This is a genomic window from Neobacillus sp. SuZ13, from assembly GCF_030123365.1.
GTDB lineage: Bacteria > Bacillota > Bacilli > Bacillales > Cytobacillaceae > Neobacillus.
This window is the reverse complement of the sequence record NZ_CP126107.1, coordinates 220044-240000: the sequence shown is the minus strand read 5'-3', so window position 1 is coordinate 240000 and position 19957 is coordinate 220044. Positions and strand designations below refer to the sequence as shown.

At 42.0% G+C, this 19957-nt stretch carries 15 protein-coding genes, 9 tRNA genes and 2 rRNA genes (1 of these 26 running past the window's edge); 3 read left to right on the top strand and 23 right to left on the bottom strand.

What is annotated here, in order from left to right; genetic code table 11:
• The 12 genes from QNH17_RS01295 to QNH17_RS01240 all read right to left on the bottom strand — a co-directional run.
• A 23S ribosomal RNA gene (locus tag QNH17_RS01295) occupies nucleotides 1-743 on the bottom strand (it extends 2192 nt beyond the left edge of the window).
• Nucleotides 744-947: 204 nt separating this feature from the next.
• A 16S ribosomal RNA gene (locus QNH17_RS01290) occupies nucleotides 948-2485 on the bottom strand.
• The 16S and 23S rRNA genes sit together here with 9 tRNA genes alongside, the layout of an rRNA operon.
• A 113-nt stretch (nucleotides 2486-2598) precedes the next feature.
• Nucleotides 2599-2672: transfer RNA gene (locus QNH17_RS01285), tRNA-Gly, on the bottom strand.
• A 14-nt stretch (nucleotides 2673-2686) separates the two neighbouring features.
• Nucleotides 2687-2763, bottom strand: a tRNA-Pro gene (locus QNH17_RS01280).
• 6 nt (nucleotides 2764-2769) lie between these two features.
• Nucleotides 2770-2846, bottom strand: a tRNA-Arg gene (locus tag QNH17_RS01275).
• Nucleotides 2847-2909: 63 nt separating this feature from the next.
• Nucleotides 2910-2995, bottom strand: a tRNA-Leu gene (locus QNH17_RS01270).
• A gap of 61 nt (nucleotides 2996-3056) precedes the next feature.
• Nucleotides 3057-3141: transfer RNA gene (locus tag QNH17_RS01265), tRNA-Leu, on the bottom strand.
• Between the two features lie 25 nt (nucleotides 3142-3166).
• Nucleotides 3167-3241: transfer RNA gene (locus tag QNH17_RS01260), tRNA-Gln, on the bottom strand.
• 60 nt (nucleotides 3242-3301) lie between these two features.
• Nucleotides 3302-3373, bottom strand: a tRNA-Glu gene (locus QNH17_RS01255).
• A 9-nt stretch (nucleotides 3374-3382) separates the two neighbouring features.
• A tRNA-Ser gene (locus tag QNH17_RS01250) sits at nucleotides 3383-3473 on the bottom strand.
• A 3-nt stretch (nucleotides 3474-3476) separates the two neighbouring features.
• Nucleotides 3477-3551: transfer RNA gene (locus QNH17_RS01245), tRNA-Asn, on the bottom strand.
• A gap of 108 nt (nucleotides 3552-3659) precedes the next feature.
• Complete coding sequence (locus QNH17_RS01240; RefSeq protein WP_283877035.1) at nucleotides 3660-4133, bottom strand: SprT family protein; 474 nt, start codon at nucleotides 4131-4133, stop codon at nucleotides 3660-3662.
• A gap of 88 nt (nucleotides 4134-4221) precedes the next feature.
• On the opposite strand from QNH17_RS01240, the gene cmpA reads away from it, so the two are divergent.
• A complete protein-coding gene (gene cmpA, locus QNH17_RS01235) occupies nucleotides 4222-4335 on the top strand; it encodes a cortex morphogenetic protein CmpA (RefSeq protein ID WP_088085061.1) in 114 nt (37 codons plus the stop codon).
• A gap of 444 nt (nucleotides 4336-4779) precedes the next feature.
• On the opposite strand, the gene QNH17_RS01230 is transcribed toward cmpA, so the two are convergent.
• The 6 genes from QNH17_RS01230 to acpS form a co-directional block, all read right to left on the bottom strand.
• Nucleotides 4780-6954, bottom strand: a complete 2175-nt coding sequence (locus tag QNH17_RS01230; protein WP_283877034.1) for a Tex family protein — start codon at nucleotides 6952-6954, stop codon at nucleotides 4780-4782.
• Between the two features lie 373 nt (nucleotides 6955-7327).
• Nucleotides 7328-7678, bottom strand: coding sequence for a type II toxin-antitoxin system endoribonuclease NdoA (gene ndoA, locus QNH17_RS01225; protein ID WP_007083556.1), 351 nt, complete (start codon nucleotides 7676-7678; stop codon nucleotides 7328-7330).
• 4 nt (nucleotides 7679-7682) lie between these two features.
• On the bottom strand, nucleotides 7683-7964 hold the full coding sequence (locus QNH17_RS01220) for a CopG family ribbon-helix-helix protein (RefSeq protein ID WP_007083557.1): 282 nt from the start codon (nucleotides 7962-7964) through the stop codon (nucleotides 7683-7685).
• A gap of 271 nt (nucleotides 7965-8235) precedes the next feature.
• Nucleotides 8236-9399 (bottom strand): alanine racemase, encoded by a 1164-nt coding sequence (gene alr, locus QNH17_RS01215; RefSeq protein ID WP_283877032.1) that lies wholly within the window; start codon nucleotides 9397-9399, stop codon nucleotides 8236-8238.
• A gap of 123 nt (nucleotides 9400-9522) precedes the next feature.
• On the bottom strand, nucleotides 9523-10536 hold the full coding sequence (locus QNH17_RS01210; RefSeq protein WP_283877030.1) for a LolA family protein: 1014 nt from the start codon (nucleotides 10534-10536) through the stop codon (nucleotides 9523-9525).
• A 366-nt stretch (nucleotides 10537-10902) separates the two neighbouring features.
• A complete protein-coding gene (gene acpS, locus QNH17_RS01205; protein WP_283877029.1) occupies nucleotides 10903-11253 on the bottom strand; it encodes a holo-ACP synthase in 351 nt (116 codons plus the stop codon).
• Nucleotides 11254-11353: 100 nt separating this feature from the next.
• Between acpS and QNH17_RS01200 the strand changes: the two genes are divergently transcribed.
• Nucleotides 11354-12082: a rhomboid family intramembrane serine protease gene (locus QNH17_RS01200; RefSeq protein WP_283877028.1), complete on the top strand. Its 729-nt coding sequence runs from the start codon at nucleotides 11354-11356 to the stop codon at nucleotides 12080-12082.
• 69 nt (nucleotides 12083-12151) lie between these two features.
• On the opposite strand, the gene uvsE is transcribed toward QNH17_RS01200, so the two are convergent.
• The 4 genes from uvsE to QNH17_RS01180 form a co-directional block, all read right to left on the bottom strand.
• The gene (gene uvsE / locus QNH17_RS01195; RefSeq protein ID WP_283877027.1) at nucleotides 12152-13117 is read right to left on the bottom strand and encodes a UV DNA damage repair endonuclease UvsE; all 966 of its coding nucleotides are present in this window, start codon (nucleotides 13115-13117) and stop codon (nucleotides 12152-12154) included.
• Between the two features lie 216 nt (nucleotides 13118-13333).
• Complete coding sequence (gene cshA / locus QNH17_RS01190; protein ID WP_283877026.1) at nucleotides 13334-14833, bottom strand: degradosome RNA helicase CshA; 1500 nt, start codon at nucleotides 14831-14833, stop codon at nucleotides 13334-13336.
• A 579-nt stretch (nucleotides 14834-15412) separates the two neighbouring features.
• Nucleotides 15413-16792, bottom strand: a complete 1380-nt coding sequence (locus tag QNH17_RS01185; RefSeq protein WP_283877024.1) for a UDP-N-acetylmuramoyl-tripeptide--D-alanyl-D-alanine ligase — start codon at nucleotides 16790-16792, stop codon at nucleotides 15413-15415.
• A 204-nt stretch (nucleotides 16793-16996) separates the two neighbouring features.
• Nucleotides 16997-18070 (bottom strand): D-alanine--D-alanine ligase, encoded by a 1074-nt coding sequence (locus QNH17_RS01180; protein ID WP_283877023.1) that lies wholly within the window; start codon nucleotides 18068-18070, stop codon nucleotides 16997-16999.
• 216 nt (nucleotides 18071-18286) lie between these two features.
• On the opposite strand from QNH17_RS01180, the gene QNH17_RS01175 reads away from it, so the two are divergent.
• Nucleotides 18287-18949 (top strand): sulfite exporter TauE/SafE family protein, encoded by a 663-nt coding sequence (locus tag QNH17_RS01175; protein WP_283877022.1) that lies wholly within the window; start codon nucleotides 18287-18289, stop codon nucleotides 18947-18949.
• Between the two features lie 49 nt (nucleotides 18950-18998).
• Here QNH17_RS01175 and QNH17_RS01170 read toward each other — a convergent pair whose 3' ends face one another.
• Nucleotides 18999-19775, bottom strand: a complete 777-nt coding sequence (locus QNH17_RS01170; protein ID WP_026563202.1) for a hypothetical protein — start codon at nucleotides 19773-19775, stop codon at nucleotides 18999-19001.
• Nucleotides 19776-19957 lie beyond the last annotated feature (182 nt).

The window sequence follows — 19957 nt, the reverse complement described above, 5'->3', positions numbered from 1 at the left end:
ACATGGGTAGATCACCTGGTTTCGGGTCTACGACCACATACTCATACGCCCTATTCAGACTCGCTTTCGCTGCGGCTCCGTCTCTTCAACTTAACCTTGCATGGGATCGTAACTCGCCGGTTCATTCTACAAAAGGCACGCCATCACCCATGAACGGGCTCTGACTACTTGTAGGCACACGGTTTCAGGAACTATTTCACTCCCCTTCCGGGGTGCTTTTCACCTTTCCCTCACGGTACTGGTTCACTATCGGTCACTAGGGAGTATTTAGCCTTGGGAGATGGTCCTCCCTGCTTCCGACCGGATTTCACGTGTCCGGCCGTACTCAGGATCCACTCAGGAGGGAACGAAGTTTCGACTACAGGGTTTTTACCTTCTCTGACGGACCTTTCCAGGTCGCTTCATCTACCCCGTTCCTTTGTAACTCCATGTTGAGTGTCCTACAACCCCAAGAGGCAAGCCTCTTGGTTTGGGCTATGTCCCGTTTCGCTCGCCGCTACTCAGGGAATCGCGTTTGCTTTCTCTTCCTCCGGGTACTTAGATGTTTCAGTTCCCCGGGTATGCCTTCCATACCCTATGTATTCAGGTAAAGATACTGTTCCATTACGAACAGTGGGTTTCCCCATTCGGAAATCTCCGGATCAAAGCTTACTTACAGCTCCCCGAAGCATATCGGTGTTAGTCCCGTCCTTCATCGGCTCCTAGTGCCAAGGCATTCACCGTGCGCCCTTTCTAACTTAACCTAAAAGGTTTATAACTCTTACTAAATAAGAGAGAAAAACTAAAATGGCGATTACTCGATGTTTACTTTGCTTCTTCATTACGATTATCTAGTTTTCAAAGAACGATTAAAAAAAGCTTTGAGAGAATTGCTCCCTCAAAACTAAACAAACAAAGATCGTGTACAAACTGTTTTGTCTGGCTCACAGGTCCAGCTTTATCCTTAGAAAGGAGGTGATCCAGCCGCACCTTCCGATACGGCTACCTTGTTACGACTTCACCCCAATCATCTGTCCCACCTTAGGCGGCTGGCTCCTTACGGTTACCCCACCGACTTCGGGTGTTACAAACTCTCGTGGTGTGACGGGCGGTGTGTACAAGGCCCGGGAACGTATTCACCGCGGCATGCTGATCCGCGATTACTAGCGATTCCGGCTTCATGCAGGCGAGTTGCAGCCTGCAATCCGAACTGAGAATGGTTTTATGGGATTGGCTAAACCTCGCGGTCTTGCAGCCCTTTGTACCATCCATTGTAGCACGTGTGTAGCCCAGGTCATAAGGGGCATGATGATTTGACGTCATCCCCACCTTCCTCCGGTTTGTCACCGGCAGTCACCTTAGAGTGCCCAACTAAATGCTGGCAACTAAGATCAAGGGTTGCGCTCGTTGCGGGACTTAACCCAACATCTCACGACACGAGCTGACGACAACCATGCACCACCTGTCACTCTGTCCCCCGAAGGGGAAAGTCCTATCTCTAGGAGTGTCAGAGGATGTCAAGACCTGGTAAGGTTCTTCGCGTTGCTTCGAATTAAACCACATGCTCCACCGCTTGTGCGGGCCCCCGTCAATTCCTTTGAGTTTCAGCCTTGCGGCCGTACTCCCCAGGCGGAGTGCTTAATGCGTTAGCTGCAGCACTAAAGGGCGGAAACCCTCTAACACTTAGCACTCATCGTTTACGGCGTGGACTACCAGGGTATCTAATCCTGTTTGCTCCCCACGCTTTCGCGCCTCAGCGTCAGTTACAGACCAGAAAGCCGCCTTCGCCACTGGTGTTCCTCCACATCTCTACGCATTTCACCGCTACACGTGGAATTCCGCTTTCCTCTTCTGCACTCAAGTCCCCCAGTTTCCAATGACCCTCCACGGTTGAGCCGTGGGCTTTCACATCAGACTTAAAGGACCGCCTGCGCGCGCTTTACGCCCAATAATTCCGGACAACGCTTGCCACCTACGTATTACCGCGGCTGCTGGCACGTAGTTAGCCGTGGCTTTCTGGTTAGGTACCGTCAAGGTACCGGCAGTTACTCCGGTACTTGTTCTTCCCTAACAACAGAGCTTTACGACCCGAAGGCCTTCATCGCTCACGCGGCGTTGCTCCATCAGACTTTCGTCCATTGTGGAAGATTCCCTACTGCTGCCTCCCGTAGGAGTCTGGGCCGTGTCTCAGTCCCAGTGTGGCCGATCACCCTCTCAGGTCGGCTACGCATCGTCGCCTTGGTGAGCCGTTACCTCACCAACTAGCTAATGCGCCGCGGGCCCATCTGTAAGTGTCAGCCGAAACCGACTTTCAGCTTTTCCTCATGAGAGGAAAAGGATTATCCGGTATTAGCACCGGTTTCCCGGTGTTATCCCAGTCTTACAGGCAGGTTGCCCACGTGTTACTCACCCGTCCGCCGCTAGACTTCGAAGAGTCTCGCTCGACTTGCATGTATTAGGCACGCCGCCAGCGTTCGTCCTGAGCCAGGATCAAACTCTCCAAGAAAGTTGATTAGCTCATTTGTTACGTTGGCTTAGCTTCTTTAAAGAAACTAAAAGTTATTGTTTGTTTGCACGATTTTGTTTGTTTAGTTTTCAAAGAACAATTATTAGAAGTTTTGGAGCGGGTGATGGGAATCGAACCCACTACATCAGCTTGGAAGGCTGAGGTTTTACCAGTAAACTACACCCGCATATTAATTTAAAATGGTCGGGAAGACAGGATTCGAACCTGCGACCCCTTGGTCCCAAACCAAGTGCTCTACCAAGCTGAGCTACTTCCCGTCTATATGGCGCGCCCGGAAGAAGTCGAATCCACAACCTTCTGATCCGTAGTCAGACGCTCTATCCAATTGAGCTACGGGCGCATTAATTTAAAAAGTCAACTTTTAAACTATAACACACTCAGCACTGTCTGTCAACAATTAATTTGGTGCGGCCGAGAGGACTTGAACCTCCACGGGGTTGCCCCCACTAGGCCCTCAACCTAGCGCGTCTGCCATTCCGCCACGACCGCATGATAATTAGCGACAAAAATAATCATATCACACTAATTAATTAAATTCAAGTGAAATGATTGGTGCGGGTGAAGGGAGTCGAACCCCCACGCCTTGCGGCGCCAGATCCTAAGTCTGGTGCGTCTGCCAATTCCGCCACACCCGCATAGATATTTATTGATTTAAAAAAATGGCTGGGCTAGCTGGATTTGAACCAACGCATGTCGCAGTCAAAGTGCGATGCCTTACCGCTTGGCTATAGCCCAATAATAATTAAATTGAGAATAAGAAACAGGAAATGAATCAAAGTCACTTCCCATCCCAAATGACCCCTACGGGACTCGAACCCGTGTTACCTCCGTGAAAGGGAGGTGTCTTAACCGCTTGACCAAGGGGCCTAAAAAATATGGCGGAGAAGGAGGGATTTGAACCCTCGCGCCGGTCACCCGACCTACACCCTTAGCAGGGGCGCCTCTTCAGCCTCTTGAGTACTTCCCCATATGGCTCCGCAGGTAGGACTCGAACCTACGACCGATCGGTTAACAGCCGATAGCTCTACCACTGAGCTACTGCGGAATAATCTCTTTCAACAAGGCATTACCTTATCGACTCTTTACATTATAATGACGATACGATAGAAAGTCAACATAGTTTTTGAAGAAAGTTTTTTTTCAAATTCTTCCCTTATCCTAAGGTTATTTCTTTTATTTTCGTCAATTTCCCTCTGCATTTTCCACACACATATCTACTAGTATCTATGCTTCTTTTTCTTCTGTATGATTGGTGACATTTCGTACATTGATACAGAAGGATCCTTTTCGAGGTTCGTTTTACTTTTATATCTGGCAGTTGTGCACAAAATCGTGGTGCGCCAACCTTTTTTAATAAATGCTTAAAATCTTGGTCCTTGTGCTGATACCCCTTCCCTTCCAGGTGAAGGTGATAATGGCATAGTTCATGTTTAATGATCCCTATTAATTCTTGTTCGCCAAGCTGGTCGTAATACTTTCTATTGATCTCAATATTATGTGTTCCAAGAAGGTATCTGCCGCCAGTTGATCTTAGTCTTGGATTAAAGGATGCTTGATGTAAAAACGGCTTCCCAAAAGACTCAACAGATATCTTTTCAACTAATAATTGAAGTTGTTGTTGTTCCATTTTGGGATCCCTCTCTTTCTATGCGAACATGACAACCTATTATAGCATATAGTGTATATACCTTTAGTACTTTTCGGGAGGTTTTATTATGCCAACTTGGTTGCAAAACCAAATGAAAAGAGCTTTTTATGAGAAAGATCGCTATCAGATCAAGATGTTGAACCAGTGCTGGTTCTTTTACAGAAAGAAACACTTCTCCTAAGAAAAGGAGAAGAATTTATAGTGCAGAGCATCCTAGGGCTTTGCACTTTTTTTGTCTGAATGTTGATTTCATTGTGCTTGAAAAATAAAAGGAAAAATTCCGTTTAAATTGGGAAATACCCATATTTCCTTAAAAATAAAGGAAGTTTTTCCGTTTATATTATCCAAACCTTTGGATTTTGTCTTATTTAGGGCAGTTAATCGGAATATCTCCGCTTATATCTGCCTCTTAAGTTTCCACTGTATACATTAGCCGGAATTTCTCCGCCTATGAATTCTCATACCTACACGAAAATCAACAATGAATATAACAATGCCTTAAATTCAAGCAACCACAGTGCTGGATTCACCTCTACTAAAAACGAAGACCAAATCGCTAGACGAAATGGTCTTCAATCAGTCATGGAAATTCTGTTTTATATAGTAATGAACCTGGTACTCTCTACTATTTCGATGGCGCAAGCATCGTTAACGCTACCCGGCCCTTTTTCATATCAACCGAGTCTACCCATACGGTGACAACATCCCCTACCGATACAATGTCTAAAGGATGCTTTACAAATCGGTTGCTGAGTTTGGATATATGAACGAGCCCATCCTGTTTCACACCGATATCGACAAACGCACCGAAGTCGACTACATTCCGGACGGTACCTTGCAGTTCCAATCCAGTGCTAAGGTCCTCAAGCTTTAAAACATCTTTTTTCAATAGAGGGCGAGGTAAATCATCACGAGGGTCACGTTCCGGTCTTACCAACGCATCAATAATATCCTTTAGCGTTAGCTCCCCAATGGCAAGTTCCTCAGATACGGATGTTAAATCTAAACCATTTAGGGCTGTTTTCAACTCTTCCGAACCAAGGTCATCGGTTGTAAATCCGAGACTTGCTAATAATTTCTTCACTTCATCGTAATTTTCCGGATGAATTCCTGTGCGATCAAGCGGCTGTTTGCCATCCAACACTCGTAAGAACCCAATCGCCTGCTCATAGGTTTTCGCCCCTAGACGTGGAACCTTCTTTAATTGAACCCTGCTTGTAAATTTCCCTTCCTCTTCACGCTTTTTGACAATATTATTTGCAGCTGTCTTGTTCAATCCTGCTACATATTGTAAAAGTGACGGAGAGGCTGTATTTACATTCACACCGACTTGGTTAACTGCCGTTTCGACAACGAAGTGTAACGATTCTGATAATCGTTTTTGAGAAACATCATGCTGGTATTGACCGACGCCAACAGATTTCGGATCAATTTTCACCAATTCTGCTAATGGGTCCTGCAAACGACGGGCAATAGATGCCGCACTTCTTTCTTCTACCTGGAGATTCGGAAACTCTTCTCTAGCAAGTTCAGATGCTGAGTATACACTCGCACCGGCTTCATTGACAATTAAGTAGAAAATTTCCTCATCCATTTCCTTTAAGATATCCGCAACAAACTGTTCTGTTTCCCTTGAAGCTGTCCCATTTCCAATCGCAGCCATCTCTACTTTATAGTCGCGAAGGATGTTAATAAACTTTTCGCGGGCTTCTTTCGTTTTTGAAACAGGTGGATGCGGATAAATCACATCAATTTTCAGAACCTTGCCTGTTTCATCCACTACTGCCAGTTTACAACCTGTCCGATAAGCTGGGTCAACCCCGATAACCACTTTACCTTTTAGCGGCGGCTGCAAAAGTAAGTTCCGAAGATTTTCAGAGAATATATGTATGGCTTGCTCTTCACCTTTTTCCGTTAATTCACTCCGAATTTCGCGCTCAATCGAGGGTTGAATCAATCGTTTATAACTATCCTCCAGTGCCTCTAACACAACAGGCGCCGCCGGTGAGTGCTGGGCCCGAATCCATTTTCTCGACAAATAGGAAAGGATCAAATCGGAATTCATCTTTAAAGATACTCGCAAAATGTCTTCCTTTTCCCCGCGGTTTAGGGCAAGAATTCGATGTGGGACAATTTTATTTACTGGTTCCTCATATTCATAGTACATTTCATAGACGTTTTTCTCGTCTTTTTCTGCATCTTTTACTACTGATACAACTGCACCGGACTTAAACGTTTCCTTCCGAATCCATTTTCGGCTTTCGGCATCATCCGAAACCCGTTCAGCAATAATGTCTTTCGCACCTAAAATGGCATCCTCAGCCGAGAGAACTTCTTTTTCCTCTGACAAAAATTGTTTTGCCTTTTCCTCAATCGATTCTTTTGAGAATGTCAGTAGCCATTCAGCTAGTGGTTCAAGCCCTTTTTCCTTCGCAATCGTTGCTTTAGTTCTTCTTTTTTGTTTATAAGGTCTGTATAAATCTTCAACCTCTTGAAGCTTTTCAGCCTTAGTGATTGAAGCGCTCAGTTCGTCAGTTAATTTCCCTTGCTCAGCAATTATGCGGATAACCTCTTCTTTTCTTTGCTCAAGGTTTTGGACATACTGCCAGCGTTCTAAAATATTTCTAATTTGGACTTCATCAAGTGCTCCTGTCATTTCTTTACGATATCGAGCAATAAAAGGAACTGTATTGCCTTCATCTAATAAGGAAATAACACTTTTTACTTGTTTAAAAGATATTGCTAACTCAGCAGCAATTTTCTTTAACAATTGATCATCTTTTACGATTGTTTCATTCACAAAACTTGCCCTCCATTCCTTTTATTCTATTGTAGCAGAATAAACTTTCCGTTTCATTAAACGGCCATCCACCCGATCATATCAAGGCTGCGTTAGGCTTGGCTGTTGATTTCCACTCCAGGCGCTTCACTTTCCGCGGGCGTGCCGGGGAGCCTCCTCGCCGCTGCGCTCCTGCGGGGTCACCCCTGCCCCGTGCTCCCGCAGGAGTCTCGCTCCTTCCACTCCAATCAACATAGCTAAAAAATCAACATTGACCATTAACACAGCTTTTATAAAAAAAATAGGCAAGCACAATGGCTTGCCTTAGCAAATTTGAGAATGAGAACAGGATATGTATGAAAAAACGCTCTTTCTAGAAAGAGCGTACTTTAAATTAAAATTCGATGAGACCCAGGCTTACCTGCAAGGCTTCATCCACTTTCTCCATCATTTCGTCATCGAGATGGGTGATTTTATCGGTTAACCGCTGCTTATCAATTGTGCGAATTTGCTCTAACAGAATGACCGAATCTCGTTCAAATCCGTAGCGCTTCGCATCAATTTCTACATGAGTAGGAAGCTTGGCTTTTTGAATTTGAGCTGTAATCGCTGCAACAATCACTGTGGGACTAAACCGATTCCCGATGTCGTTTTGGATGACAAGTACAGGTCGGACGCCGCCTTGTTCAGAACCAACAACTGGGGATAGGTCCGCGAAATAAACGTCACCACGTTTGACTATCAAAGGATTATCCTCCGCTTACAAGACGTTCAACTGTGTGTTCTGCCTCATATTCTGCTAAAAATGCTTCTGATGCAATCCCTAGATTTATCTTAGCCATTTCCATGTATCCACGTCTCATCGACTCGCGAATTTGTCTCTTTTTACGTTCGCGTAAATACATTTTTGTTGCCTGGTAGATAAACTCGCTGCGGTTTACATTCTCTTGTTTCACAAAACCATCTAATTCAGTTAAAAGATGTTGCGGTAACTTCACTAAGATTTCCGTAGTTGCGCCGGATTCAGACACAAACATACACCTCCACCATCACTACACACCATTTTTATCTAACCAGAATTCCTTCTGATGCATAAACGCCACTGCACATGATGAATCGCCTTTCGGCCTGTTTCACACAGTGAGTTTCATTTATTATCTGTACCATATTTAATAATAACATTAATCGAACCTATTGCATAGACTAATTATAATACTACTGTATTATAAGCCAATAAAAGACCCTTTTATGCACAAATCACCGCAATATCATAAATATGATGAAAAAACTTCATTTAGGCCATTAATTTTCGAGTAGATAATTTTTTAAATCGACAACTTTTCCTCCTTTTTTATAAAGACGCGGAACTCGACTGGCAATGATACAAGGGACTTCATAATTAATGGTTTCTAATTTTTTGGCAATTTCATTGATTGAAATAAACTGGTTTTCCTGAGCGCCCATTAATGTGACTGGTGTCCCAATTGGAACACCATACGGCAGGCGCACCATACATTGATCCATACAAATTCTACCGACAATCGGCGCCCTGGTCCCTTTTACAAGTACTTCTTGCCCTTGCAGCTTACGGATCCAACCGTCCGCATACCCAATCGGAATGGTCCCAATCCACTCTTCATTGTCAGTTTCATAGGTTGCCCCGTAACTCAATTTTTCACCCTTTGGCATTTTCTTGACATGGACAAGTCTAGTTCGAAGGGAAAAAGCCTCCCTTAGCTTGAAGGGAATTTTATCTTCCATCTCCAATGAAGGAGTTAATCCATACATCGCAATCCCAATCCGAACTGCATTAAAATAAGTCTTTGGAAAGCGCAAAGCTGCTGCACTATTACTAGAGTGAACATATTCTGGTTTTTGTTTGAGCGCAGTAACCATACTTTCGAATAAAGTCAGTTGCTGGTACATATAGGTTTCATCTAGTTCATCCGCCGTCGCAAAATGAGTAAAAACCCCTTCAAGATTAAATTGGTTATGTTCAGCAATCATTTGTTCGACGGCAATCAATTCCGGTATACTCCGCACGCCAATTCTCCCCATACCTGTGTCGACTTTGATATGAAAGGAAATTCGATCATCCGCTTTTACATATTTCAATGCCTCTTCTAGCCATTCCTTTTGAAAAACAGTAAGGGTGATAGCAAATTTTGCTGCCACTTGGATATCTTCAGGACGAGAAGCCCCCAAAACGAGGATAGGCGCTGTAACCCCTTTATTCCTTAGAGCGATCGCCTCATCCATAAATGCAACAGCTAGATAGGCAGCCCCTGCTTCTAGTGCTATTTTTGCGACTTGAACATCTCCATGCCCGTATGCATTGGCTTTCACAACGGCAATCACCCTCACCTCTTGAGGTAATTGCTTCTTAATGGAGGCAATATTCGCAGATATACAATCTAAATCGACTTCGGCCCATGTATCACGATAGAAAAAACCTTGCTCTTCCATGTTTCCACTTCCTAATAGCTTTAATTAATATTTTTCCTTATTATCACAAAATTATCATACTACTGTTCCGTTCTACAAACAAACAAAAAAACAGGCCCAAGATAAGCCTGTTTAGCTAATAATTTATTTTACAGCTTCACCTTGGACAGATGCAGCCACCTCAATTAACTCTTCTTTAGTTAAGCTCTTCGAAGCAATCATGTAATCCACACCATTATGCGACCATGAGATTGAGTGGTCTGAAACAGCTCCAATCGTCATACCTAAGTCAACAATATCTCCTTCAACATAGGTTGGGTTGGTGGATGCTGTTTTTGCTGTAACTTTTTCTTGAACAAGGGTAAAAGATTTTTTACCATCGTAGGTAAGAACAACCCTTTTTCCATCTTCAAGTGCCACTTCTTTTTCCTCAATTAATTTGGTTCCTTTTAACTCCATGGTTGGATACATAACTGTAAAGGCATCATCGCCGCCGTCTGCCATGGCCGGTAAATTAAGCTGCGCACGTGTCATGTTTTTCTTCATATCAAAGTCGTCCTTGTCAAAGCTGGCATTAAATTTCACTTTAGAAAACTCTACCGTAACAAGGGCATTTCGATCCGGGTCCATGACTTTTACTACCGCAGGCGATAAATCGCTTTTATTTAGTTTAATCTCTTGGAATGGAAGCATTGTATTGTTTTGATAACGAGTTTTCGTTTCAAATACATAATATTGTTTTGTGGTAGAGAACTTTGCACTTTTATCAGCAACAATGTCCTTAATCAATGATTCATACAAGTAGGCCTGGCTGCTGTTTTGCGGCCAGTCGCTTTGGAAGCGGAAGCTCTTATTTAGTGCAGGTGTCAGAACAAATACCCCTTGGTTATTCCTTAAAATCATCTGACTTTGGTCCTTTTGGGCGTTTTTCAAATTTACACGATAAAAAGTAGGATCCTTGTGCCAAATTTCCACATTATAAATTTGTGAATCAGATCCCATTTTTAACGTCATTTTTGCATTCACCTTATAGCCACTTAAGTCATCTAGTTTCCCGGTTAGCTCTTTGACCACATCACCTTGTGATTTAGAGCCACAGGCAGCTAGTACAAAAATGACCATTAGCCCTGTAACTAGCAGCAACAACTTTTTCCTCATTCCTTCAACCCCTTCTTGTCTCGTTTCATATGATTATGGAGAAGAGAAAGGCAGGGGTCAGGCAATGGAGTTTGCTATCCAAAATGACCATAGCTGACCTTGTCTCTCCTGTTTCCCTATGAATATATGAGACAACCTTTGGGATTATGATAAGGAAGTTGCCAAGCTATTTTATTTTTTAAGCTGCGTTAAACTAGTCTGTTGATTTCCGTTCCAGGCACTTCGCTTTCCGCGGGCGTCCCGGGGAGCCTCCTCGTCGCTTTGCTCCTGCGGGGTCTTCCCTGCCCCGTACTCCCGCAGGAGTCTTCGTGCCTAGAACGAAGGTCAACAGAGTGCCAACACAGCCGTTTTTAATAATTAATGTCCCTAATCTTCTTCAATTGTTACTTGTGCTATGGCATAATCTCTACTATGTGAAATGGATAAATGGGCCCGGACTTCAGGCTTTGCAATACATGGTTTTCCTGAGCTGTCATTGTCAATTTCAATATCTTGAAATGACAATTCCTCACCAATACCCGTTCCATTTGCTTTTGAAAATGCTTCTTTTGCCGCAAATCGTCCTGCTAAAAATTCTACTTTCCTTACAGCCGATAACTCCTCGAATTTCCGCCGTTCTTTCGGGGTTAACACGCGGTCAACAAACTTCTTTTGCCGCATAAGGATATTCTGAATCCTAGAAAGTTCAATTATATCGATTCCAATCCCTTTAATCATTCTTCATCTTCCTTCTATTTGTTATATGATTAGCATAAGTAATAGTGTACAAGAATGGAAATTCGTCAATAAATAAAATGAGACTCAGGAGGTGTAAGTGATGTTTACGAGAACGGAGAGCTTTCGAGATTTTATCCGCCTTTATCCAATTGTTTCTATTATTGTTACCATTCATTTAGGATTATATCTGTTAACTAGTTTACCAATCTTCCCAAACAATTGGTTCTTTGAAAATCTTTCTGGAGTAAATCTTTACATTATGGAAGGGGAATATTGGCGGCTGATTACACCGACCTTTATGCATAGCGGATTCTCTCACACGCTTTTTAATAGCTTTTCACTTGTACTATTTGGACCGGCACTTGAGCGCATGCTTGGCAGCGGGCGATTTTTATTTATTTATCTTCTCTCAGGAATCATTGCAAATGTTGCCACATTGCTGCTTGAACCGCTCACTTACACACATGTGGGCTCAAGTGGAGCAATTTTTGGTCTGTTTGGCTATTATCTTGCGATTATTCTGTTCCGGAAACATATGCTTTCCAAACAGAATTCACAAATTATCCTTACCCTTTGTGTCGTTAGTTTGATTATGACCTTCCTGCAACCGAACATTAATATTACTGCCCACCTATTTGGTTTACTTGGCGGCTTCTTACTAGGAGCTATTCCCTATTTTAATAAAAAGGAGCTTTCAGATTCGATTAAGGGTACCGCGAACTGGGCGAGCAACAGGAAGAAAAGTATTTCTTATCAATCCCCTTGGAAAGTGCTCATCTGGGCTGCTATTATTATCATTGCCATAATTGGTTTACTAGCGCAAAAATAACAGGGATTTGCAGTCGAATGATCTTTCACTGCGATCCCTTTTTCTTTGCCCAACTTCTCTACCCATCCTTTATTGGATTATAAAACTCGATTGGTCAATCCACATAAGTCCGTCTTTTCCTTGCAAATCCTCTGCAAGTTGGAAAAGCGCCGCATCTTTTTGCTTCGCTTCAATCATACAGTGAATCTCAGGAACTGTCCCTTTGATTTGCTGTAAGAACCTCAGAAACATATGAGGGTCAATTGTGTCCGCATGTGCTCGGAAATCCTTTTCGGAGCGTGGACTGGAAATATGCATCTTAATTGGCAGCGGAGACTGGGCCCAGGTTGCAACAATCCGCTCCCAATCCGCCATCCACTCTTCTTCGTCATGGTTTGCGAGGTGATGATGATAATCAAACACCATCGGTATGCCTAACTTTTCACAAAGATAAAGGGTGTCTTTCACCGTAAACGTCGTATCATCGTTTTCGAGCATAATCATTTGTTGGATAGCTGGAGAAACATAGGCCCAATTGTGAATAAATAACTCGAGAGCTTTCTCCTTATCGTTATATCCACCACCAACATGAAGTACACATCGATGTTCAGGATCAATCTCCATTCCTTTTAACAAAGCTTTATGCATGGCGAGTGTTTTCAAGGAATTTTTTAAGATATCCTTATCTGGCGTATTAAGAACAACAAAATGGTCCGGATGAAAATCAATCCGAGCCGGATGTTCCTTTATATAACTTGCTAGCTTCTTGAGTGCTTCTTTTAAAGGGCTGATGTAGTCCCAATCCAGTAATTCCTCATGATTGGCAAGCGGAATGAGTCGCGAACTGAACCTAAAGAAATGAATTTGATTGCCTGCATTATGTTTTAAAAGACGCAGACAATTTTCTAAGTTCGAAATCGCAATTCTCTCTAATTTACGAATCGCTGCGTCCCGGTCTTTTATTTTTTCAAATTGAGCAAATGTCATCGTTTGCGAGGGGGAGGCATTCTGAAGTTCAACACTCATTGCCACATAACCGAGTCGTACCAACGTCATCATCATCACTCCAGGAAATTGTGTTTAACTATACTATTCCCTTTTGTTCATATAAAAAAAGCATGAACGAAATCGTTCATGCTTTTATATCTGTCTAGCTACAGCGCCTAGGGGCTCGAAGGTCTACAGCCAATCCGCCAAGAAGGTTAAAGAGCAACCTTCTCGTCGGCTCGTCTTATGCCTGTCGCCCCTGGGCAAGGCGCTTCCGCTTTTCGATTAATGGTTAAATGTTCTTGGCTTTGATGATGGCTTCCCGCCGCCGCCAGTTCTTTTTTCACCACTGCGTGGTCTTGCAGGTGCTTTTTTGCGGTTGTTATCACCACGATATGAACCTGAACCTCTAGAGTCATCTCTTCTTCTACGGTCACGGTCGTTATACGGCTTTCTTTCTCTTCTTTGTGGAAGCTGTTCTTCTGTTAACTTAATTGGTGTTGTATCTGGTTCTTTCGTTAACATTTTTAATACAGCTGCGATGACAGTTGATGCGTCATTTTCTTCCAGCAATTCTTGGGCTGCTGCTTTATAATAATGTAAATTGTTTGATTCAATTGTTTGAACGATTTTTTCTACTACCGCTTTTTGTTGGCCTTCTAACGCCTCATCAAGTGTAGGAGCCTTCATTTTATCCATTTTGCGTTTTGTAGTTTTTTCCACAACCGCAAGATATGATTTTTCACGAGGTGTAATGAATGTCATCGCCACACCTGTTTTACCAGCACGGCCAGTACGACCGATACGGTGAACATAGCTTTCTGGATCTTGAGGAATGTCAAAGTTGTATACATGGGTAACTCCAGAAATATCCAGACCCCTTGCAGCAACGTCTGTAGCAACAAGAACATCAATGGTGCCTTCTTTAAATTTACGAAGGACAGAAATCCTTTTTGCCTGACTTAAATCTCCATGAATACCTTCTGCCGTATAACCTCTTAAAGTTAAAGCTTCTGATAATTCATCGACACGGCGCTTTGTACGGCCAAACACAATCGCAAGTTCTGGTGATTGGATATCTAAAAGTCTTGTTAACACATCAAATTTATTTCTTTCTTGAACCTCAAGGTAATATTGTTCAATGGAAGGTACAGTCATTTCTTTTGTTTTCACACGAACAATTTGCGGTTCCTTCATGAACTTTTCAGCCATTCTTTGAATTGGCCCAGGCATGGTTGCTGAGAAAAGTAAAGTTTGGCGTTCTTCTGGTGTTGCAGCAAGGATGGATTCAATGTCTTCAATGAATCCCATGTTTAACATTTCATCCGCTTCATCAAGGATGACTGTGTTAACAGTATCAAGACGCATTGTTTTTCTGTTGATATGATCCAATACACGACCTGGAGTACCAACAATGATATGTGGTGCTTTCTTTAATGAGCGGATTTGGCGGCTGATATCTTGCCCGCCATAAATTGGCAGTACACGCACCCGTTTGCCCGAACCAAGTTTATAAAGTTCTTCAGATACTTGAATCGCAAGTTCACGAGTCGGCGCAATAATAATCCCTTGAATCGCATCTGCTCTAGTATCAATTTTTTCAACCAATGGAATTCCAAATGCAGCTGTTTTTCCTGTTCCTGTTTGAGCTTGCCCGATCAAATCAATTCCTTTTAGCCCCAACGGAATAGTTTCCGACTGAATTGGTGTTGCTTCCTCAAAACCCATTTTAAGGACAGCTTGTAACGTAGCCTGACTTAGGCCTAATTCTTCAAACTTTGTCAATGTTTTCATTCTCCTTCATCTATGTGAAAATATTTTTGAGAGCTGAATATTTTCGCCTGATACTCAGAAAAGCGGTAGCGCCTGCTCGGATTGAGGCGAAAAGCGCTGGAGGGCCTTAAGGTGAAGTCCGTTTTGGATTCATCAAGAATGAATTCTTGATGAAATAGGATATATATCATCTAGGATGAAATAGGTTTTTATTTCATCCACAAGGATGGAAGTGGATAGTTATTCTTCATCTTAGGCAGGACCGAAACGACTCAGGTCCCCATGGCGCTTGAGCTGACACGCATCAAAATGCCGTAAATAGGTAACATCTTTATTTTACCAAAAAAAAACATCCTCCCTCAAGGAGTATGCCCTTTAATCATCGTTCTTTAGACACGTTGATGAACATCATACCACTGTTGCTAGTATTTTGCAATCAAGACAAGTTTGTTACATTGCCAAACAAATCTTAATATCTCATCAAAAAGTCTAATACAAAAATGAAAGGGCACATTCTCGCACAAAGGGGTTCTTTGTTATTTTTCTTTTTTCAGCTTGAAATCATTCATGATCTCATCAGTTTTAATTTCCTTAATTTACTTGTAAAGCGGTCACGATTTCTTCTAACCTCATTCCTCTAGACGCTTTTACAAGAATTAACGTTTGATGATCTACATGTTGCCTTAATTCTTGAATGAGCGCTTCTTTTTCCGTAAAGGCAAAAACTCTTTCTGGCCCTAAAATCGTTTTGGCCTTGTTTGCAATATGTTGTCCTAGCGTTCCATAGGTGAACAGGAGATCAACTTTTTCATCATTTAAGGCTTCTCCTATTTGCTGATGATATTGTTCTTCTTGTGGGCCAAGCTCTAACATATCCCCTAGGACAAGGATTTTCCGTGAATAGCCTTGAAGATTCGATACTAATTCAATTGCAGCCATCATTGACGTAGGGCTGGCATTGTACGCATCGTTAATTATTTTTTCTCCCTGCTTCCCTTCTACTAACTCCATCCGCATATTGGTCAGCTGAATACTTGCTAGTCCCTCATTCATTTTTTCAAAAGGAATCGAAAAATAATTTGCGATTAGCATTGAAGCAAGTGCATTTAAAATATTATGTGTTCCGAGGACTGGAAGTTCAAACACAGTCTCTGACGTGTTGATTCTAAATCGATTCCCATTATCTAACTGAGCAATTTCAGTGGGGTATAGATCATTTGTGTCGTTTCTCCCAAAAGTCTCAACTTGGATATTTCCTTTATGCCGTTGAATTCTTTCCATAAGGAGCGGTTCATCACCATGAAGAACGGCTAGTCCACCGTCTTTTAATCCTTGGAGGATTTCAAGCTTTGCTTCTGCAATTCCTTCTCTGGAACCAAGGTCAAGAAGATGCGATTCCCCAATATTGGTGATTACCACAGCATCTGGACAGGCAAGATTTGTTAGGAACTCAATTTCTCCCCTGCCGCTCATGCCCATTTCCAGAACAGCAATTTCAGTGTCCTCGTCTAATCCTAAAACTGTTAACGGAAGACCGATATGATTATTATAATTGCCTTCTGTCTTTTGAACCTTGTATTGTGTAGATAGAATACCTGTTGTCATATCCTTAGTCGTTGTTTTCCCGTTGCTTCCTGTAATGCCGACTACTTTTACCGCTAATTGTTTCCGGTAGCTTCTTGCTAATTCCTGTAGGGCAACAAGGCAATTTTCTACGATCAATATCGGTAAGTGTAACGGAGGGTTTGGCACATCCTTTTGCCAAAGGGCAGCCGCTGCTCCCTTTCGGATCGACTCTTCTACGTATTTATGTCCGTCCGAATGTTCTCCTTTAAAAGGTATAAATAAGTTTCCTTTTTCAATTTTACGGGAATCTATACATACACCCGTGATTATCGTTTCAGCAAACGTAATCATAACATTCTGAGCAGGAATCATCTCAGCAACCTGTTTTAACGATCGTTTTATCATGGGTATCCTCCTTCTTTTCTTTGTGTTTCCGCTTATCTAATTGTCTAGCTCCAGCGCCTAGGGTCTCGGGGTTATAAACCAATCCGTCCTGAAGGTTAAAAAGCAACCTTCACGCCGGCTCGTCTTATGCCTGTCGCCCCTGAGCATGGCGCTTCCGCTTTTCTAAATACAAATGGACACGGCAACTACCGCCGTGTCTCTAATTTAGAAAGTAAACTTAATCTGTTGTTTCTCTGCATGTCTTTCTTTGGCGAGACTAACAAGTCGCTCAATCAATTGCGGATATTCTACTCCAGTGTGCTTCCATAGGAGCGGGAACATACTAAACGGCGTGAAGCCAGGCATCGTATTCACTTCATTTATCAATGCTTTCCCATCTTTAGTCAAAAAGAAATCCGCACGAACTAGACCTGAACAATCCAAAGATTTAAAGGCCTTAATCGCCATATCTTTAAGTTGTGCGTATTCTTCGTTTGTGATGTCAGCAGGAATGATTAGCGCTGTATCTCCGCTTTCATATTTTGCTTTATAATCATAGAAATCCTTCTTCGGAACAATTTCACCAGCAACTGAACATTCAGGTTCATCATTTCCAAGAACTGCAACCTCGATTTCACGGGCAACAACACCTTCTTCAATGATGACTTTGCGGTCAAATTGAAAGGCTTCAGCAAACGCTGCTTCTAATTCCGCACGATTGGTACATTTGCTAATACCAACACTTGAGCCAAGGTTCGCTGGCTTCACAAAGCAAGGGTAGCCAAGTTCCGCTTCGACCTTGCTGTATGCCTCTGCTTTAGCTCTTTCCCATTCACTTTTAATAAAGGCTACATAGTTCACTTGGGCAAGACCTGCCTGCGCAAACACATTTTTCATCATAACTTTATCCATACCAGCAGCTGAAGCAAGAACTCCATTGCCAACGTATGGAAGATTTAGCAGTTCCAATAAGCCTTGGACGGTTCCGTCTTCCCCATTCGGTCCATGTAACAACGGGAAAATCACATCCAGTGTTTCCTGCTTTTCAGCTTGAAAAAGCGCAGGGGCTAATGATAAAGGCGATAATTGATTCCCCTCTGAAAATTCTAGCGCCTTTACGTTTTCTACCGGTTCACTTAATTGCGGCCCTTTAATCCAGTTTCCTTCGGTATTTATGTAAATAGGATGAATATCAAATTTCTCTAGATCTAACGCCCGAATGACAGCTAAGGCTGTTTGCAGGGAAACTTGATGTTCAGCTGATTTTCCTCCATATAATAAACCTAATTTTGTTTTCATACGAAACCTCCATTTTCTCATTCACGGTTATATTTTAACACTTATTTTAAAAAGAAAGGAAATGTAGTCCTCTAAGTTTTTTAAGTTTTTTCCTACCAGAATATTTTATGATTGCTACAGCTTGCTTAAAAACTCGTGCTGGCTTATTTGGCTATTTTCTATACTTATTTTATTTATCCTGTATAATTGTGTTGAAACTTTTTTGGAGGCGAGTTAATGACGGGAACACTTTTATCGATATTATTATTAGGCTTTTTGCTAGGAATTAAGCATGCGATCGAGCCTGACCATGTTATTGCAGTGTCCACTATCGTGAGCGAATCAAAAAATATAAAGCGCTCCATCTCTGCTGGTGTCTATTGGGGAATTGGGCACACTGCCACACTTTTCCTTTTCGGAATGATATTGATTGTCGCCAAAAATACTATTACAGATACGGTCGCATTGAGCCTTGAATTTATTGTAGGGATCATGCTCGTTAGTCTCGGCCTAAATAGTCTTTTATCTTTTATGAAACATCGTCATCCTCATTCCCATCATACCCCAGACAAAGATACAAAAGGCCGTACCCATCTTAAATCCTTTTTCATCGGTCTCATTCATGGACTTGCAGGCAGTGCAGCAATGGTTTTATTAACAATGAGTACCGTTTCGACTGCATGGCAAGGTGCATTATACATCCTTATCTTTGGTTGTGGTACGATTGTTGGAATGCTTACCTTTTCAACGGTTATCGGAATTCCATTTGTGTTAACATCCGGGAAGCAAGTGAATAGATATTTGAATAACTTCGCAGGCATTGTCAGCATATTATTCGGAATTTATTATATGTATAACTTAGGCGTGAACGAAGGATTATTCAGCTTGTGGTTCTCATAACAAACAGTCCCACCCAAATGGAGTGGGACTTATTTTTAAAGCCTAAAATTTAGACAACGTTTAACTTCCATTCTTTTGTTTTTTTATCAAAAATGATTTTTGCATGACACGGTTTCGATGAAACTTGCTCATATTCCTCCACCATATCATCCATATTGGCAAAATCGCCAATCACCCAGATGGGAATTTCAATTCGCGTCCGTTGATGGTCGGCATCTCGTAATGAAATACAAATCCCTTCCTTAATGAACGGTGTTAGGGACAGAAGGATTTCTTTATTTACTTGGGGATAGGTCTTTTTCTTTCGAAAGCCAAGAATTGATTTTTCGATTTTAAGATCCCCTAGTTTTCCTGCTACCACTTCACTTAGAACATGGAAGAAATCCTTGAAGCTTCGGTAATAGGTTTTGTTAAACCAGCCATCATCTTGAGCTAAATAAACAAAACGGTTACCTAATTTATTATAAAAGGGCAATTTCAGATGGTGCTTTAGATGACCTAAGTATAATAGTTCAGCGATTTCCTGACCTGTCAGTTCATTCAACACATCTTCCTCAATAAAGTCAATCCAACAGAAATTCCCGTAACTATAGACATCTTCCCCTGCCAATTTGTTAATTCTTTCATCAGGACAATATTCAAGTTGGGTATGCATATTAAAATCAGCATCATCAAAGCGGTGCGCAAGTAATAGCAAGGGATTTAATGAACCTGAAAAAGCAGCAGCGAATTCAGCAAATTCGATACCGGAAGACATTACATACTGGTCTGTTTGGTTTAAATGGACATAGATGAGATCCTGTATGTCTTGATGATGCTTTTTCAAAGCAAAACTCCTCCGTTCAACACATAAAATGATTTAGTCAATACTTCCTTATTTTATCAAATAATAGTCCAAATAGCTTATTTCAATTCTTTTACAAATAATAAGTTTGATTGACACATACTAGAATTATGATTATTGGATTATTATTTGTTAACTTTCCTTTTTCATCTATATTTCTTTAG

Excerpts from the sequence above, each read along its gene's own strand:
- QNH17_RS01240 (WP_283877035.1), bottom strand. The coding sequence starts at position 4,133 with ATGGAACAACAACAACTTCAATTATTAGTTGAAAAGATATCTGTTGAG.
- cmpA (WP_088085061.1), top strand. The coding sequence starts at position 4,222 with ATGCCAACTTGGTTGCAAAACCAAATGAAAAGAGCTTTTTATGAGAAA.
- alr (WP_283877032.1), bottom strand. The coding sequence starts at position 9,399 with ATGGAAGAGCAAGGTTTTTTCTATCGTGATACATGGGCCGAAGTCGAT.
- QNH17_RS01210 (WP_283877030.1), bottom strand. The coding sequence starts at position 10,536 with ATGAGGAAAAAGTTGTTGCTGCTAGTTACAGGGCTAATGGTCATTTTT.
- acpS (WP_283877029.1), bottom strand. The coding sequence starts at position 11,253 with ATGATTAAAGGGATTGGAATCGATATAATTGAACTTTCTAGGATTCAG.
- QNH17_RS01200 (WP_283877028.1), top strand. The coding sequence starts at position 11,354 with ATGTTTACGAGAACGGAGAGCTTTCGAGATTTTATCCGCCTTTATCCA.
- uvsE (WP_283877027.1), bottom strand. The coding sequence starts at position 13,117 with ATGACGTTGGTACGACTCGGTTATGTGGCAATGAGTGTTGAACTTCAG.
- QNH17_RS01185 (WP_283877024.1), bottom strand. The coding sequence starts at position 16,792 with ATGATAAAACGATCGTTAAAACAGGTTGCTGAGATGATTCCTGCTCAG.
- QNH17_RS01180 (WP_283877023.1), bottom strand. The coding sequence starts at position 18,070 with ATGAAAACAAAATTAGGTTTATTATATGGAGGAAAATCAGCTGAACAT.
- QNH17_RS01175 (WP_283877022.1), top strand. The coding sequence starts at position 18,287 with ATGACGGGAACACTTTTATCGATATTATTATTAGGCTTTTTGCTAGGA.